Here is a 17027-nt window from a genome sequence, read left to right as displayed (position 1 = left end):
CGGGTGGACGGGGTCGTCGGGTCAGCCGCCGAGGGCGTCCTTCACGGCCTTCATCGCGACGTCCCAGGCCTTGTCCGGTGGGGTGTTGCCGGCTTCGACGTCCGTCACGGTGTTGATCATCGCCGAACCGATCGTCGCCGTCTCCGGACCGTTGAAGAACGGCTTGAACTCCTGCAGGGACTTACCGAGCACGGCACCGATCTTCGAGTCGCCGAAGAACGGGTCGGTGTAGTCGGCGATCGCCGTGGACTCGTACGCGGAGACCGTGCTGGGCAGGGCGCCGGTGTCGGTGAAGTTCTGCAGCTGCGACTCGGGTGACTGCATCTCCTTGATGTAGGCCCACGCCGCCTCCGGGTTCGCCGCTCGCTTCGGGATGGCGAGGTAGCTGCCACCCCAGTTGCCGGCGACCTTGGGCACCGTCGTCACGCGCCACTGGCCCGAGGTGTCGGGCGCGTCCGTCTTGATGCTCTTCAGCATCCAGGAGGGAGCTGCCATCGCGGCGAAGGCGCCGTTGGTCTTGCCCGTGCTCCAGCCGGTGGAGAAGGCGGGGACGTTCGCGGTGATGCCGGCCTCGATCGCCTTGATCGAGATGTCGAACGCCTCCCTCACCTGCGGATTCGTGTCGTACACGAGCTCACCCTCGGGCGTGTAGTACTTCTCGTCGACCTGGTTCACGGTCTGGAAGAAGACCGAGGTGCCGGCGTTGTCGAGGAACGGCTTCCCGGTGGCGGCGACGTACTGCTGGCCGACGGAGATGAAGTCGTCCCAGGTGGGCCAGAGCGCCGCGACCTCGTCCGGGTCGGACGGCAGGCCGGCGGCCTCGAAGAGGTCGGCGCGGTACGCCATCGACATCCCGCCCACGTCGGTCGGTACCCCGATGACGGCGTCGTTCTGGGCCACGGCCTGGTCCCAGACCCACGGCAGGTAGTCCCCGGAGATGTCGTCGGCACCCATCGTGCTCAGGTCGACGAAGTTGTCGGGGTTCGCGACGAAGTTGGGCATGTCGTCCCCCTGGATGAGCACCAGGTCGGGGACCTTACCGCCGGCCAACGCCGCGGTGAGCGCCTGGGCGGTCTCCTGCGTGCTGCCGACCTCGGTGAGCTTGACGGTGATGTCGGGGTGCGCTTCCTTGTACTTCTCGACATCGGCCTTCTGGTTGATGCCCGTGAAGGACCAGAACTGGAAGGTCTTGTCATCGCCGCCGCCGGACCCGGAACAACCGGTGACCAGGGCGCCGACCATGACGGCGACGGTTGCTGCTGCTGCAAGACGGAATTTCACTGGAAATCCCCCTCCTATGCGGGATCGTGTTCCGCGGTGTCGCGCTACGTTGCGGTCACCGGCCGGAGATCGCTCTCCGGCTCGCGCCGATGTCGACTGGATCGGGGAGCATCCGGACCGTTCGGGCGTGGTGATCACCATAGGCAGCGGGGTTCCGGGGCACCAGGGCAATATTGCGCAACTCGGAGACCGCTCTCTCGGATTCTGCGATGCTCGTTGCCAGACCACCGGCAGGTGGACGATCGCAAAGGAGCGAGGATGCGCAAACCGACCCTGGTCGACGTCGCCCGAGAGGCCGGCGTCTCCCGAGCGACCGCGTCGCGGGTCCTCGCCGGTGCCTCGACGGTCGACGCCTCGATGGTCGTCGCGGTGCGCGAAGCGGCCGTGAGACTGGCCTACCGCACGAACGTCGCAGCCCGGTCGCTCGCCGGAGGCAGGACGGGCGCCGTCGCGATCGTCCTCGCGGCGGGCGAGCTCGAACCGTTCTCCGGATCGTTCGTCGCGGCACCGCTGAAGGGCGCCACCGCCGCGCTCCTGTCGGCAGCCCAGCAGCCCGCGCTCTTCCTCGCCGACCCGCGCCAACTCGACGCGCTCGTCGCCTACCTGGCGGCGCACTACGTGGACGGGGCGGTGGTGATCCTGCAGCACGAGATCAGTACCATCACCCAGGCGCTGGCCTCGGTGGACCTCCCCATCGTCTTCGTCGGCCGCCCGATGGGTGAGCACACGGAGGACGTCACCTTCGTCGACTCCGACAACTACGCCGGCGGTCGGCTCGCGGCCGAACACCTGATCGCGCTCGGCCGCACGCGGATCGGCGTCATCTCGGGCCCTGCCGACATGGCCGCGTCCAGCGACCGTGTCCGAGGCTGGCGGGACGTCCTCACCGAACGCGGCCTCGACACCCGTGCGGTCGCCCGAGGCGACTTCACCATGCCGAGCGGGTCGTCGGCCATGGCACGGTTGCTCTCCCGGTACCCGGACCTCGACGCCGTCTTCGCGGGCTCCGACCTCATGGCGGTCGGCGCGATGCGCGTCCTCGAGGCCAGTGGCCGGACGGTCCCGGACGACATCGCGCTCGTCGGATTCGACGACACGGTCGTCGCGGCAACCGCGGAGCCACCGCTGACCTCGGTCCGTCAGCCGTTGGAGCAGATGGGCAGGGTCGCCGCGGAACTCGTCATGGAGCTCATCGCCGGCCGGACGACCGCTCCGCGCTGGCTCGACACCACGCTCGTCGTCCGGGACTCAGCCTGACCTTCGGCCTGCCCGGCCGTCACACACGCCTCACCGACCGGTTCGGAGGAACCATGTCCGACCTCGCAGCGACGCTCGAACACCGCGTCGTCCATCTGCAGTGCGACGGCGTCTCCGTCGTCCTCGTCCAGCACGGGACCCGTCTCCCGACGATCGCGCACTGGGGTGCCGCCGTCGAGGCCGACGACCTCGACTGGCTGGCCGCGGCCACGGCCACCGTGCGGGGCGACCTCGTCGACGGCTCGGACGCGCCGTACGAACCGAGCCTGTTGCCCGAGCACGCGTCGGGCTGGCCTGGTCTCCCCGGTCTCCGCGCGCATCGCGCCGGGACGGCCTGGTCGTCGCGCTTCGACGTTGCCTCGGTCGAGGTCGACGGGGCGGCCCTCACGGCCGGCAAGGTGCGGCAGTACGGCGCCGCGCTGGTCGAGGTGACCGCGCTCGACGACCAGACCGGCAGCGCTCTCCTCGTGGCGATCGAACTGACACCGAGTGGCCTGCTGCGCACGCGCGTGACGGTCACGAACCGGGGCGACGACCTCCTGGAGATCGAGGGTGTCGTGCCGGCCCTCCCGATCCCGACGTCGGCTCGGGAGATCGTCGACTTCACCGGTCGGTGGGGCAACGAGAAGCTGCCGCAGCGGCTTCCGGTCACGACCGGGACGCACCTCCGCGAGTCGCGGCACGGTCGTCCCGGTCTCGACGCCACCGGGGTCACCGCGATCGGAACACCGGGGTTCGACAGCCGGACCGGTGACGTCTGGCTGTGCCACGTCGGCTGGAGCGGCAACCACACGATCGGCGTCGAGCGCACCGACGGACACCTCGCGTTCCGTGGCGGCGAGCTGCTCCTGCCCGGCGAGGTCCGACTCGGCCCTGGCGAGGACCACCGGACCCCATGGGTGTACGGGGCCTACGGCGTCGGCCTCGATGCCGCCTCGTCGCGATACCACCGGTGGCTGCGCTCGACCTCGCGGGCGGCTCGGCGTCCGCGCCCCGTCACCCTGAACGTCTGGGAGGCGGTCCTGTTCGATCACGACCTCGACGTCCTCACCGAGTTGGCGACCCGGGCCGCGGCCATCGGCGTCGAGCGCTACGTGCTCGACGACGGATGGTTCCGCGGACGTCACGACGACACCCGCGGCCTCGGCGACTGGACACCGGACCCCGAGCGTTGGCCGGACGGTCTCGCGCCGCTCGCCGACCGGGTGCGATCACTCGGCATGGAGCTCGGGCTGTGGTTCGAACCCGAGATGATCAACGAGGACTCCGACCTGGCACGGGAGCACCCGGACTGGATCCTGCGGGCGAGGGACGAGCTCCCCTCGCCCGTCCGGCACCAGCAGGTGCTCGATCTCGGCAATCCGGCGGCCTTCGACCACATCCTGCAGGCCATCGACACACTGGTCCGCGAGCTCGGGATCGCGTACCTGAAATGGGACCACAACCGCGACCTCGTCGATGCCGGGCATCCGTCGACCGGGCGGGCGGCCGTGCACGACCAGACCGAAGCCCTCTACCGGCTGCTCGACGAGCTCCGATCGCGGCACCCGCACCTCGAGATCGAGAGCTGCGCCTCGGGTGGAGGCCGCGTCGACCTCGGTGTCCTCGAGCGGTCCGATCGCGTCCACACCTCCGACAACCACGACCCGATCGAGCGGGCCCGGATGCTCCGGTGGACGGGGCTCCTCGTCCCGCCCGAGATGCTCGGGTCGCACGTGGCCTCGGCCAGATCAGCCACGACCGGACGCACGCACACGCTCCACACCCGGTGCGCGGTCGCCCTCCTCGGGCATTTCGGCGTGGAGTGGGATCTGCGCGAGCTCGACGATGCGGATCGGACGACCCTCGCCAGATGGATCGCCGTGTTCACGCGTCATCGCGGACTCATCGCCACCGGCCGCGTCGTCGGCGACGGCGAGTGGGACGACGACGCTCCGACCCTGCGCGGGGTCGTCGCGGAGGACGGCACCACCGCGCTGTACACCCTTGTGACTCCCCCGCGGTCGGCCGACTCCCGTCGTCGGGTCCGCCTTACCGGACTCCGCCCGGACGGTCACTACCGCCTCGCCGTCGCGCAGGACGACTCCCTCGGCCCGCGCTGGGTGATCCCCCAGTGGCTCCGGGATGCGCCGCCACTCGACGCCGACCCGGCCACGCTCGTGGCGGCGCCCGTGCTGAGCGGTGGCCAGCTGGCCGTGATCGGCCTCGACCTCCCCACCTTCCAGCCCGACCGCGCGATCACGATCCTCGTGACCGCCGTCTGACCCTCGACCCGCTGCACAGAACAGGACCACATCACCCATGGATTCCACTGCGACCGTCACCGTCGACCTCGACCGGCCAGGACCCACGATCAGCCGACACGTCTACGGCCACTTCGCGGAACACCTCGGGCGCGGGATCTACGACGGTTTCTGGGTCGGCGAGGACTCGCCCGTGCCGAACGTCGGCGGCATCCGGCTCGACGTCGTGGAGGCGCTCCGCGAACTGCGCATCCCGAACCTCCGTTGGCCGGGCGGCTGCTTCGCGGACCGCTATCACTGGACGAGCGGCATCGGACCTCGTGAGGACCGCCCGAAGCTCGTCAACACGCAGTGGGGCGGGACGAGCGAGACCAACGCGTTCGGCACCCACGAGTTCATGGAGCTGTGCGAGCTCCTCGGTGCCGACGCCTACGTCTCGGGCAACCTCGGTTCGGGCACGGTGCAGGAGATGGCCGACTGGATCGAGTACCTGACCGGTGCCGGGGAGACCCCGATGGCCGAGTTGCGTCGCGCGAACGGCCGGGAGGAGCCCTGGGACGTCCCGTTCTGGGGCTTGGGCAACGAGCCCTGGGGATGCGGTGGTAACCTGCGCGCCGGCGCGTACGCGGACCTGGCACGCCAATTCGGTACCTTCTGCGAGAGCGGCGGGAAGGTCCCGCTCTACCGGGTCGCCGCCGGCGCCGACGGGTTCGACGTGGCCTGGACCAAGACGCTGATGGAGGTCGTCGCCGACGTGGCCACCCACCCGTTCTCGGCGACCCCCTGGGAAGCCGTCTCGGTGCATTACTACACGATCGGCGGCAGCTGGAAGGCGAAGGGCAGCGCGACCGGGTTCGACGCTGCGGAGTACTGGAGCACGATCACCGCAGCACAGGGCGTCGAGCAGCTGCTGTCGTCGCACGCCGCCGTCATGGACGTGTACGACCCGGAGGAACGGTTCGGCATGGTGCTCGACGAGTGGGGCACCTGGTGGGACGTCGAGCCGGGCACGCACCCCGGGCACCTGTTCCAGCAGAACACCATCCGCGACGCCATGGTGGCCGCCTGGCACTTCGACGTGTTCCACCGCTTCGCGGGCCGGCTGCGCATGGCCAACATCGCGCAGACGGTCAACGTCCTGCAGGCGATGCTCCTGACCGATCCCGACGGCGGCGAGATGGTCCAGACGCCCACCTTCCACGTCTTCGAGATGAACAGCCCGCACCAGGACGCCACGTCCCTCCCGACGCACGTGGTCGGGCCGGTCCGCGACGCCGACGCCGCACACGCGGGTGGCATCCCGACCGTCTCCGCCTCGGCGAGCGTCAAGGACGGCGTCCTCCATTGCTCGCTGACGAACGTCGACCTCGACGCGCCACTCGTCATCGAGGTCGACGTCCGTGGCGGGTCCGTGGTCGAGCCGCACGGCCGGCTGCTCACCGCTGCGCGGCCCGACGCCCACAACCGTCCCGGTGAGACCGACGCCGTGTCACCGCGACCGCTCACGGGTCTCGACGTCACACCGACGGGTCTTCGCGTCACGCTCCCACCGCACTCGTTCGCCACGATCACGGCTCAGGTCGTCGCGCCATGAGCGAGGTGGAGATCGCGGTCACCGAGGTGCGTGCAGCACGTCGGGCGCGGGCGGACCGCCCGCCGATGGGCTGGAACAGCTGGGACTGCTTCGGAGGGTCCGTCACAGAGGCCGAGGTAGTTGCCAACGCCGCGTTCCTGGCCGAGCACCTGCTGCCCGTCGGCTGGGACACGGTGGTCGTCGACATCCAGTGGTACGAACCGGCGCCCGGCGTCGGCGACTACGAGCGCGTCTCCCAGCCGACGCTCGACGCCTGGGGCCGACCGCAACCCGCTCCGAACCGGTTCCCGTCTGCGGCGTCGGGCGGCTTCCGCGCGCTCGCCGACCGCGTCCACGCGCTCGGGCTCCGCTTCGGGGTGCACCTCATGCGTGGCGTGCCGCGTCTGGCCGTCGACCTCGACCTACCGATCCTCGGTTCGACCGCCCGCTGCGGGGAGATCGCCGATCCGTCCAACGTCTGCTCGTGGAACCCCGACAACGTCGGCGTCGACATGACCGCCCCGGGCGCCCAGGCCTACTACGACTCGGTCATGGCACAGCTCGCGGACTGGGGTGTCGACCTCATCAAGCTCGACGACGTGCTCTACCCACCGATCCAGACCGCCGAGATCGAGGCCATCTCGCGGGCGATCGACGCGACTGGTCGACCGATGGTGCTCAGCCTGTCCCCGGGGAAGCGACTCTCGACCGAGCACCTCGACACTCTTCGATCGACGGCGCAGCTGTGGCGGATCTCCGACGATCTTTGGGACGACTGGTCGGCGGTGCTCGAACAGTTCCAGCGCCTCGCCCGCTGGGCGCCCCTCCAGCGTCCGGGGGCGTGGGCCGATGCGGACATGCTCCCGCTGGGGCGGATCGGCATCCGCGCCCACGTCGGTTCGGACCGGCTGAGTCGCCTCACCCCGGCCGAGCAGCAGACGCTCATCACCCTCTGGTGCATCGGCCGGTCGCCGCTCTTCTTCGGCGGCCACCTCCCGGACACCCCGGCGCACACGCTCGCGCTCCTGACCAACCCGGACGTGCTCGCACTGCTCGGCAGCGACGGGACCCGGGAGATCATCCGCGACGGCGACCTCGTCGTCTGGGCGGCTGAGCTCGGCGAGACCCGGTGGCGCGCGGTGTTCTGGCTCGGTGATGCGGACACCGGGCTGCGGGTGCACCTGGCCGATCTCGGTTGCGCCGATCGATCGTCCGTCACCGAGCTGTGGAGTGGTCGGCCGTTGCCGGTCGTCGACGGCGCCGTCGACACGTCCCTGCCCGCGCACGGTGCCGTGCTGCTCCGACTCGACCACTGATGGATCGCCGACAGCAGCGCGCCGAGCGTCATCGAATCGAACTCGACGGACCGGGCACCCGGTTCGTCGATCGGTTCCTCATCGGGAACGGGACGTTGGGCGCGGCGCTCGACGGTGTGCCCGGACGGGAGGGCATCGACCTCTCGCTGGACACGTTGTGGTCGGGAGGTCCGCGACGTCCGGGCGACGAGCCGGCGGGCCGCTCGCTTCCCAGTCCGCTGGAGTCCGTGCGCCGGGCGATCGCCGACGGCGATCCCGTGGCGGCCGATGCCCGCTCGGCTGCACTGCGCGGGACCGCGTTCACCGAGTCCTTCCAGCCGCTCGGGCGCCTCACCATCGACTACGCGTCGCCCGACAGCGGTTCGCGCTCGACACGGACCTCCGATCTCGCGCGCGGCGTCGTCGAGACGACGTCCACGAGCGGTGGCGAGGCGGTCACGCTCCACGCGTTCGTGTCGGCGGTGGACGACGTGCTGGTCGTCGAGCTGCTGGGTGACGGTGTCCGTGAACCGCTGGTCGGGTTCGCGACGCCCCACCCGTCGACGACGGAGGAGCGCACGGTCGGCGACACCCGGTGGTGGTCGGCGACCGGCCGTGCGCCGGCGAGCGTGCGACCCTCATATCTCGGCGGTGACGATGACGAGGCCATCCGGTACCCGACCGACGTCCCGGACGCCGAGGGTCTCGTAGACGCCGGCATGGCCTGGGCGCTGGTGGTCGCGGTGCAGCCGATCCCGGGCGGGTTCCGCCTCGTCGCCGGTGCACGTTCCGGGCACCGCGGGTGGCGAGAACGACCGTCGGGCGACCCGTCCACGCTGCTGGAGCACACCCAGGGGACGGTCTCGCGTGCGTTGCAGCGATCCGGCGAAGCGCTGCTCGATCGGCACGTCGCCGACCATCGGTCGCTCTTCGACCGCGTCGAACTGGACCTCTCGGCATCGGCGTCCGCATCGGCCGACCTCGCGGAGCGCTACTTCGACCTCGGACGGGCGCTCCTCATCGGCAGCTCCCGACCGGGGAGTGAGCCGGCGAACCTCCAGGGGGTCTGGAACGATCAGGTCAGACCGCCCTGGAGCGCGAACTTCACCACCAACATCAACCTCCAGATGAACTACTGGCCGGCGGAGAGCACCGGCCTGGGTGACCTCGTCGAGCCACTCACCCGGTTCATCGGTGAACTGGTGGACGCCGGACAGCGCACCGGCGGCGAGTCCTACGGCCTCGACGGGGCGGCAGCCCACCACAACAGCGACCTCTGGCGGCACACGGACGCCGTGCCGCTCGACGCGCACTGGGCGAACTGGCCGAGCGCGCTCCCCTGGCTCGTCGCGCACCTCCACCGTCGTCTGGACGACGGCGGTGCTGATCACGCCGAGCGCGTCGCCGTCCTGCAGACCGTCGAGCCGGTGGTCTCCTTCGTCCTGGGAATGGTCGTCACAGATGCCGCCGGATCGCTGGTCGTGAGTCCGTCGACCTCACCGGAGAACCGGTTCGTGGTCGACGCGGATCACACGGCGGCGGTGACGGCCGGCGCGGCGATGGATCAGGAGCTGGCGCACGAGTGCCTCCGCGAGTACGTCGCCCTCGCGGAGCGGGTCGGCGACGGCATCGCGGACGTCGGGCTCCTGGCTCGAGCACGCGACACCGTGGCCACCCTCCGACTGCCGCAGGTCGGCCGCGACGGAACACTCCTGGAGTGGGCCGAGGAGCGGGAGCCGACCGAGCCCGGCCACCGGCACCTCTCCCACCTGTACGGCCTGTATCCAGGGACACGGATCACCGAATCGGACACGCCCGAGCACTTCGAGGCAGCCCGACGCGCACTGCGACGGAGACTCGCGAACGGCGGTGGCGGAACCGGGTGGAGCATGGCCTGGGTCCTCTGCCTGGCTGCACGACTCCGTGATCCAGGGCTCGCGTCCCAGGCGCTCGACACGCTGCTCGGTCCGCTGTCATCGGCCTCGCTGCTCGACCTGCACCCGATGGGCGACCTCGACGACGTGTTCCAGATCGACGGCAACCTGGGTGGGACGGCGGGTGTCGTCGAGCTGCTCGTCCAGGGGCACGGCGGTGTCCTGTCGCTGCTGCCGACCCTCCCGGCCGAGTGGTCGGCCGGCAGCTTCCGGGGGTTCCGGGTCCGTGGTGGACACCGCGTCGCGGCGGCGTGGAGTGATCACCGTATCTCCAGCGCACAGCTGCGACTCGCCACAGTGGACGTGATCGTCGAGCTGCCGGCAGATGAATCGACGATCACCGCCATCGGCCCACACGGATCGTGCCGGCCCCAGTTCGTCGACGGCGCAGCAGGAGGACGGCGGCGCATCCTGCTGACGACGCCCGGTGTCCACGAGCTGGTGTTCGCCGCTCCAGGTGTCGGAGATCGGCCCTGACGTGCCCGCCGGGCTTCAGGTCACTCGGCCTGGGCACAGTGTGGTCCGGAGGGCCACGACGGCCCGGTGCCAGGGTCTAACCCACCCTCCCAGACCGTCGGGCTCAGTGCGAGGATCGCAGGTACGCACCGTGCCGACGCCGCGGGGAGCCCTTGCGTCGACGGTGAGGCGGCGAAAGGCTGGACTGACTCGACCAACGTAGCCACGCGCAGTTGGGCCACTCCGAGTGGTCCGCGTCAGGACTGAGAGATCTCGGCGCTCTGTTGCACTTTGCCCGCCACTCGAAGCTATCGCCCGTTCTGCGGGTTGGCAAGCAACAATCGAGCTGTGAACGCCCTCAGGCCTCCGCGCTTCATCGGCTAGAAAGCCTCCTCCCTTCGGAATGCCGCATCTTGCTCGGCGCCGGTGCCACGTGTGCTCGAACTCAGAACTACCCCATCGCCGTAGAACAGCCAGGTCACTTTGGTTCCGTGATGCGCGCGAGTTCCTCGGGGCAATGGTCGGTCTCGTCAACTGACCGACAATCTGTCGTACATCGAGAAGGGCATACTAGCTGGGTAGCGCCTGGATCAGCAGACGAAGGACGCGAACTGGCAGCGCAAGCATCACCCAGAGCAACTTTGTTGCTCTGCAAATAGATTATGCTGGTCTGAGTGGGGGCACCCGCTCAAGTCAAAATAGCCAATAGTTCTTCCCGTAGCCAGATATGGCTCTCGACGGTACGTTCGAACTCGGGGTCGGGTCGGCTTCGTGGGGACGGAAGCGGACTCGACGGCACTAAGTGGAAACTTGTTCGACTCCACCCTCGCTGTTCGCAACTTGAATCTAAGGATGGTTACTCTCGATGAGTGGATTCCGTACGCTCGATGTTTCGGACTGGAGACAGTTTGGGTCCGTCAACATCAATTTTCATCCGCGCTTGACGATCCTTACCGGGGCCAACGCTAGCGGGAAGAGCACGATTCTTGGCATTCTGGCACGACATCTCAACTGGAGTCGTGTTTATTCGTCCTCGCCGGACCGGAGGTCACGACGTGCCGGAGGTTGGCATAACCTCGGTCCACGCAGGATGCGCCGGTTCCTTGAATCCGGGGGTAGTTGGGATGATATTGGCCGTCTCTACTACGAAAATGGAACGTCTACGGTTATAAACGTTCCAATCCACGAGGGATTGGAGCGCTCGGCTTATGACCTCGATATGCCAAACCAGCAACATGTAAGCGGAGTATACCTTAGTTCGCATCGAACATATAGCGAGCGGTACGTTAATGTACCCACCATACCGACTGCTTTCATGGGCTCAGGGCAAATACTTGAAGACTTCACTGGTCAACTACACGCGCAGTGGTCGGGCCAATTTACGGGCAGGTCGTCTCAGCTAGCCCTGAAAGAGTCCCTATTGGCGGCGGCGATGTTTGGTGCGAGCGGAAACGATTCGGTCGACGGAAATGAGGAAGCCACCGCCGTTTGGTTCGGCTTTCAGGACATACTTCGCAACGTCATTCCGTCGAGCATTGGCTTCAATCGACTCAGGGTTCGTATGCCTGATCTGATTCTCGAGACTGAAACTGGCGACTTCATTCTGGACGAAGCTTCTGGTGGCATATCGGCGATCGTGGAGATTGCTTGGCAGCTATTTCTGAAATCCCGTCAGACACCGGTATTCACGGCTCTCTTAGATGAACCTGAAAATCATCTGCATCCAAGTCTGCAACGTGAGGTCCTACCTAGCCTTCTATTTGCATTCCCCGACGCGCAGTTTATTGTCGCGACTCACAGCCCGTTCGTTGTTACGGCTACGCCAAACTCGAGTGTGTATGCACTCGAGTATAACGAGTCCAAGCTCGTCGTTTCAAGATGGTTAGACTACGCGACTAAGTCGGCAACGGCGGACGAAATCTTAAAGAGAGTTTTGGGTCTGCCCAGCACATATCCGGTATGGGCGGAGGATCGATTCGCTCAGATTTTGGAGCGACACCTGCATGGATCCCTTAGTGCAGAAGCGATTGCAAGCTTGAGGCGGGAGCTCGAGAATGCGGGACTCGAGTCGGTCTTCCCGGAAGCGACGCTAGCCCTCCTCGATGGCGAACAGCGAGGACTCGCGGAATGAGGACGCTTCAAAAGCAACCGGAGCCTCAGGTCTTGATCCAAAAGGGCGCTGCGTGGACTCGCAATTATGTCGAGGCCGCCGCCCCGGATCGAACCACGAAGGAACGCTGGCGACACAGCCAGATCAAAGACGCACTACGGGTCGAGACTGGGGATCGATGCGCTTACTGCGAAGCCTACGTGCGAGACGTCTCATACGATCATGTCGAGCACATCAGGCCCAAGACACTGTTCCCGGAATTGGCGCATGTTTGGACAAATCTGACGGCTGCTTGCGCTGTCTGTAACGTCTCAAAAGACGATTACTATGACAGTGATTTCCCCGTGCTGAATCCGTACACTGATAGTCCTGAGACGCGACTACGTCCAATCGGGCCTCTTATCGACTGGACCACAGGGGACGCTCAGGCAGAAATTTCTATCTCTAAGCTTGGCTTGAACCGAATCGAGCTGGTTCATTCACGGACTCGGCGCCTTCTAGCGGTCCGGCAGCTCCTGGAGCGTTGGAGGACTAGTTCGCAGCCCCTTCGAGACGTCGTTGCTGATGCGATCCTCGAAGATGCCAGAGAGGGCGAGTTTCCTCAATCTGTGCGTGGCTTCCTTGCCGACCAGGGGTTCCCGTTGGGCTGAACCGGGCAACTTTCCAAACCTTTCACCAATTGGACCGGAAGTTCGACGGCCACCCGGACCCCGAAGGCGTTGCACTAACGGATTGCTTCGCAAGCAGGGTATAGAGATTCGACCATTGCTCCGGTTTCAACAGTCAACGGCTCGGTGCTGCAACACGTGCACCGGGCAGCAAGCAGGTTCCTGAGTAGTTTGATCAGCACCGCGCAGACTCAAGCGGTTACCCCGCGCAGACAGGTTACGCGTTAGGTTGTGCGGCCGGTCCGAGCAGGGGCTCGGTAGAGCGTCCAGGAAGCCTTCAGTCGGCCTGTGCCTCGGCCTTCGCCGCTGCGATGGCGGCGTGCACCTCGGACATGTCGAGACCGCGCACCTGCGAGATGAGGTCCTCGAGTGCCGGCGCGGGGAGGGCACCGGCCTGCGAGAAGACGAGCACGCCGTCGCGGAACGCCATGAGCGTGGGGATCGACGTGATCTGCATCCCGCTCGCGAGCTCCTGGTTCGCCTCAGTGTCGACCTTGGTGAACACGACGTCCTGGTGCTGCTCGCTCGACTGCTCGAAGACGGGGCCGAAAGCCTTGCACGGGCCGCACCACTCGGCCCAGAAGTCGACCAGGACGATGCCTTCGGCCGACACGGTGTCCTCGAAGTTCGAGATGGTCAGTTCCTGCGTGGTCATCATGTGCCCTTCGGATCGGTGGTCGGACGCTTCGCATCCGACTGACGAGCCTACCCGCGGACGACGGGCCGTCCTCCCCTTGTGCCGCGCCGCGGTCAGTGCCCGGGCGGCTGCTCCGGGAGGAGCAGGAGCCGGCGCTGTATCCGCGACATGATCAGGAGCACCCCGCCGAGGACCGCGAACAGGACGCCGCCACCGACGACGATGCCGCCGATGAACCCTCCGAGGAAGCCGTAGCCGTCGCCGCTGCTATTGACGAGGATGACCACGCCGACGGCCAAGGCGAGCACACCGATCCCGAGGACGACCCAGGACATGACGAGATAGGTGCGGAACGCGCGCGCTCCATGGAACGTCGGCCGGATGCCGTACTGGGTTCCGACGTACTGGGCCCAGCGTGAGCCGGTCCACCACCTCGTCGCCCGAGACGACACGGAGTACCAACCGGCACCGGGACCGTCCTGCTCACCGGGTAACGGACGGACCACGTCCGTGACCACCGGGGTGCCGACCGGCTGCGGGATCCGCCGCACGGCGGTCGTCTGGGCGGCGATACCGAACCAGAGCAGCGTCAGGAGGAGCATCGGGAATCCGTTGAACGACAGGTGGGTGGACAGCGCGCCGAGGCTGAACTGCGCGATCGCCAGCACGAGGAAGACCGATCCGAACACCCAGGCCAAGCTCGGCTGCTCGGTGGTCGCCCAATCGGTCCCGGGCTTCCCGTTCTTGACCCTGAGCCCCGTCCAATGCGAGCCGTCCCACCATCGGAGCTGATCCGGCCCCGTCGGATACCAGCCCAGCTGCGGTCCGGACGGCAGCTGCGACGGCGACACCATGGGAGTCGGCGCCTGCTGCTTCACCCGTGGCGCGGCGTCCGCCTCCTGAGCAGTCCACTGCGTTCCATCCCACCAGCGCAGCTTGCCCGGCGTCCCCGCCTCGTACCATCCCGGTGCAGCGGTCATCGCTGCTCCTTCCCCCGAAGATCACGCTCATGACGTCCATGCAGCGACCCCAGTGTCCCGTCTGCGGGTCATCGCGGCAAGCCGCCGTTGTCGAACATCGTGCGAGCCAGGTAGGTTGACGGCGACGCGACGAAGGGACCACCGTGGCCAGACGCAAGACGCCGGAGCAGATCGCCGACGAGGAACGTCGCTACGAGCTCGCGAGATCGGCAAGCACGTTCGAGGAGTTCTCCGTCCTCGCGAACGACCCCAATCAGGCGATCCGCGCCGCTGCGGCGCACAACCCGGCAGCCGACCCAGCGGCGTTGGAGCTCTTCCTCAAGGATCGATTCTGGGGTGCGCGCATCGAGATCGCGCTGCACCCGAACGCGACCGAGGAGCTCTTGCTCCGCCTCCTCGAAGCCGATCCGCGCAAGCGTGGCGTCGTCCACCACGAGGCGGAACGCCGTCTGGCCGCGAAGGGCGTCCACTTCGACGACGACGGCCTCCCGCTGATCGGCGACGCCGGCACGAGCGCTCGTTGAGCCCGTACAGCCAGGTCGACTGGGACGCGAGCCCCGAGCATCCGTCGTCCGTCGCCGAACCGTATCTGATGGGCACCGGCGTCGTCACCGACGAGGACACCGGGAGTCGACCGCTCTCGCCACCGCACCGTCATCCGGACGCCATGCTCGCCTGGTGCTACCGCGGCACCGTGTGGGTGCACCTCCCGAACGCGTTGTGGCGCCTCGCACCGGGTCAGGGCGTGTGGATCCCAGCACACACGCCGCACACCGCGCACCACGAGCGCGACTCCACCGGGTGCTACACCTACCTCCCCGCCAGCTCGCTGATCGCGCCCGTCGAGACCGTCACCCAGGTCCTGGTCCCGCGTGCGGTGCAGGAGATGTTGCTCCACCTCGGGATCAACGACATGCCGACCGACCTCCGGGTCCGTGCGCAGGCGGTCCTCATCGAGATGCTGCAGCAGCCCGCGCCGGAGACGGCGGACGGCTGGGGCGAGATCCCGATGCCGTCTGACGATCGTGTCCGTCCGCTCGTCCGTGCGATCCTCGCCGACCCGGGTGACCTCCGGGGCGCGCGCGAGCTGTTGGACGTGCACGGCCTCCACGAGCGCACCGTGCTGCGGATCTTCCAGCACGACACCGGGATGAGTTTCGCCCGGTGGCGGACGGGTGTCCGGATGACGCTGGCGGCGCGGCTGATCATCGACGGCATGCCGATCGGGGCGGCCGCGCACCGGTGCGGGTACGCGTCCTCGAGCGCCTTCTCCGCGAGCTTCCGAGCCCGGTTCGGCATGACCCCGCGGGAGTACGTGGAACGGGTGCAGGCGGACCCCGCCCATCAGCTCTACTGGCGCTGATCCACCCGGGCACGCATCGTCGTGTCGGATCGGCGACAGAACTCGTCGGATACTCGACACTGTCGCGCGCGGAAGCGCCCTACGATCGTTCTGTTAGGACATGCTTACCTAACTTCTGGATCGCCAGCGGTGATCCCACTCCCCCCTCTTCAAAGGAGCCCCATGCCGCACGCTTTCGCGCGCCCGAACGTCCGCCGAGGATCCACCCTCCTCGCCGCCGTCATCGCCACCGCTCTCGCCCTCGCCGGATGTTCGGCCGCCACCGGCGACACCGGATCGACGACGGCATCGACCGACGGCGTCGTCATCGAACACGCCCACGGTGAGACCGTCATCCCGGAGAAGCCGGAACGGATCGTGGCTCTCGGGTGGATGACGCCCGACATCGTCGCCGCCCTCGGCACCAACCCCGTCGGCATCGAAGAGGTCTGGGGAGCCGGTGAGAGCGGCTACCAGCCCTGGTTCGAGGACTACGTCTCCGAGGCGTACGGCGAGATGCCCGAGATCATCCCCTTCACGGACGACGGCCCGAACTACGAGGCGATCAAGTCGTTGAAGCCCGACCTGATCCTCAGCCTCTACTCCGGTGTCACCGACATCGAATACGAGCGGCTCACCGAGATCGCCCCGACCGTCCCGTACATCGAGGGACCCTGGAACCCGGGCACCTGGGAGGGCATGACCCGCACCGTCGGGAAGGCGATGTCGGAGGAGGCCAAGGCCGAGGAGCTCATCGGCGAGACCGAGGACCTCATCACCTCCCTCGCCGACGCGCACCCCGAGTTCGACGACAAGAGCTTCGTCTGGGGCCTCACCCTGAACGAGGGCGGGACGGACCTCGGCGTCTACCTCGAGTACGACCCGCGGGTCCGCATCACCGAAGCACTCGGCTTCACCTCGACGTCGGCGATGGACAGCTTCCTCGCGAGCGCCGAGGGCGACAACTGGTACACCGGCGTCAGCCTCGAGCAGCTCTACGACGTGGACGCCGACCTGTTCGCCGCGTGGGGCGGAAGCGCCGAGGAAGGGACGTACACGGTCGAGAACGCCGTGGTGTCGCGCTGGGCGCCGATCGCCGCCGGGTCCTACGTGATCTACGCCGACGCCGCCAAGGCCTCGGCCATCAGCGCGCCGACCGTCCTGTCCCTGCAGTACGTCCTGCCCGGCTACGTCGACGACCTCGCAGCGGCGCTGCAGGGCGAGCCGACCATCGACGGCAAGTGACGTCGG

General features: G+C 67.6%; 13 protein-coding genes and 1 pseudogene. 11 read left to right on the top strand and 3 right to left on the bottom strand.

The genetic code is table 11. The features are described 5' to 3' along the window. Positions 1 to 21: 21 nt before the first annotated feature. A complete protein-coding gene (locus ITJ66_RS10585) occupies positions 22 to 1281 on the bottom strand; it encodes an extracellular solute-binding protein (protein WP_194644560.1) in 1260 nt (419 codons plus the stop codon). A 258-nt stretch (positions 1282 to 1539) separates the two neighbouring features. On the opposite strand from ITJ66_RS10585, the gene ITJ66_RS10580 reads away from it, so the two are divergent. From ITJ66_RS10580 to ITJ66_RS20160, 8 genes and pseudogenes are all read left to right on the top strand, one after another. Further along, the gene (locus ITJ66_RS10580) at positions 1540 to 2538 is read left to right on the top strand and encodes a LacI family DNA-binding transcriptional regulator (protein ID WP_192004965.1); all 999 of its coding nucleotides are present in this window, start codon (positions 1540 to 1542) and stop codon (positions 2536 to 2538) included. 53 nt (positions 2539 to 2591) lie between these two features. Further along, positions 2592 to 4802 carry an alpha-galactosidase gene (locus ITJ66_RS10575; RefSeq protein ID WP_194644559.1) on the top strand — a complete coding sequence of 737 codons (2211 nt, stop codon included), beginning with the start codon at positions 2592 to 2594 and terminating at the stop codon, positions 4800 to 4802. A gap of 37 nt (positions 4803 to 4839) precedes the next feature. Continuing rightward, complete coding sequence (locus ITJ66_RS10570) at positions 4840 to 6375, top strand: alpha-N-arabinofuranosidase (RefSeq protein ID WP_194644558.1); 1536 nt, start codon at positions 4840 to 4842, stop codon at positions 6373 to 6375. Further along, a complete protein-coding gene (locus tag ITJ66_RS10565) occupies positions 6372 to 7670 on the top strand; it encodes a glycoside hydrolase family 27 protein (RefSeq protein WP_228501565.1) in 1299 nt (432 codons plus the stop codon). The genes ITJ66_RS10570 and ITJ66_RS10565 overlap by 4 nt, the downstream gene beginning before the upstream one ends. After that, positions 7670 to 10060 carry a glycoside hydrolase N-terminal domain-containing protein gene (locus ITJ66_RS10560; protein ID WP_194644557.1) on the top strand — a complete coding sequence of 797 codons (2391 nt, stop codon included), beginning with the start codon at positions 7670 to 7672 and terminating at the stop codon, positions 10058 to 10060. The genes ITJ66_RS10565 and ITJ66_RS10560 overlap by 1 nt, the downstream gene beginning before the upstream one ends. A gap of 844 nt (positions 10061 to 10904) precedes the next feature. Then, positions 10905 to 11030, top strand: a pseudogene (locus ITJ66_RS20165) (ATP-binding protein); the annotation flags it as partial. A 324-nt stretch (positions 11031 to 11354) separates the two neighbouring features. After that, the gene (locus tag ITJ66_RS19805) at positions 11355 to 12170 is read left to right on the top strand and encodes an AAA family ATPase (RefSeq protein ID WP_228501563.1); all 816 of its coding nucleotides are present in this window, start codon (positions 11355 to 11357) and stop codon (positions 12168 to 12170) included. Further along, entirely contained in the window at positions 12167 to 12799 is a 633-nt protein-coding gene (locus ITJ66_RS20160; RefSeq protein ID WP_370582617.1) for an HNH endonuclease, read from the top strand. The genes ITJ66_RS19805 and ITJ66_RS20160 overlap by 4 nt, the downstream gene beginning before the upstream one ends. Positions 12800 to 13094: 295 nt before the next feature. Here ITJ66_RS20160 and trxA read toward each other — a convergent pair whose 3' ends face one another. Together trxA and ITJ66_RS10540 are read right to left on the bottom strand one after the other, a co-directional pair. Then, positions 13095 to 13472 (bottom strand): thioredoxin, encoded by a 378-nt coding sequence (gene trxA, locus ITJ66_RS10545; protein ID WP_194644554.1) that lies wholly within the window; start codon positions 13470 to 13472, stop codon positions 13095 to 13097. A gap of 95 nt (positions 13473 to 13567) precedes the next feature. Beyond that, positions 13568 to 14434, bottom strand: coding sequence for a DUF2510 domain-containing protein (locus ITJ66_RS10540; RefSeq protein ID WP_194644553.1), 867 nt, complete (start codon positions 14432 to 14434; stop codon positions 13568 to 13570). A gap of 143 nt (positions 14435 to 14577) precedes the next feature. On the opposite strand from ITJ66_RS10540, the gene ITJ66_RS10535 reads away from it, so the two are divergent. From ITJ66_RS10535 to ITJ66_RS10525, 3 genes are all read left to right on the top strand, one after another. Then, positions 14578 to 14958 carry a hypothetical protein gene (locus ITJ66_RS10535; protein WP_194644552.1) on the top strand — a complete coding sequence of 127 codons (381 nt, stop codon included), beginning with the start codon at positions 14578 to 14580 and terminating at the stop codon, positions 14956 to 14958. Continuing rightward, entirely contained in the window at positions 14955 to 15797 is an 843-nt protein-coding gene (locus ITJ66_RS10530) for an AraC family transcriptional regulator (RefSeq protein WP_191941049.1), read from the top strand. The genes ITJ66_RS10535 and ITJ66_RS10530 overlap by 4 nt, the downstream gene beginning before the upstream one ends. A 162-nt stretch (positions 15798 to 15959) precedes the next feature. After that, positions 15960 to 17021 carry an ABC transporter substrate-binding protein gene (locus tag ITJ66_RS10525; protein WP_194644551.1) on the top strand — a complete coding sequence of 354 codons (1062 nt, stop codon included), beginning with the start codon at positions 15960 to 15962 and terminating at the stop codon, positions 17019 to 17021. The last annotated feature ends 6 nt before the right edge of the window (positions 17022 to 17027 follow it).

It is taken from the genome of Plantibacter sp. VKM Ac-2885 (assembly GCF_015351205.1).
In the GTDB taxonomy this organism is placed as follows: Bacteria; Actinomycetota; Actinomycetes; order Actinomycetales; family Microbacteriaceae; genus Plantibacter; species Plantibacter auratus.
Note: the sequence above shows the minus strand (reverse complement) of the source record. Positions and strands in the feature narration are given on the sequence as shown.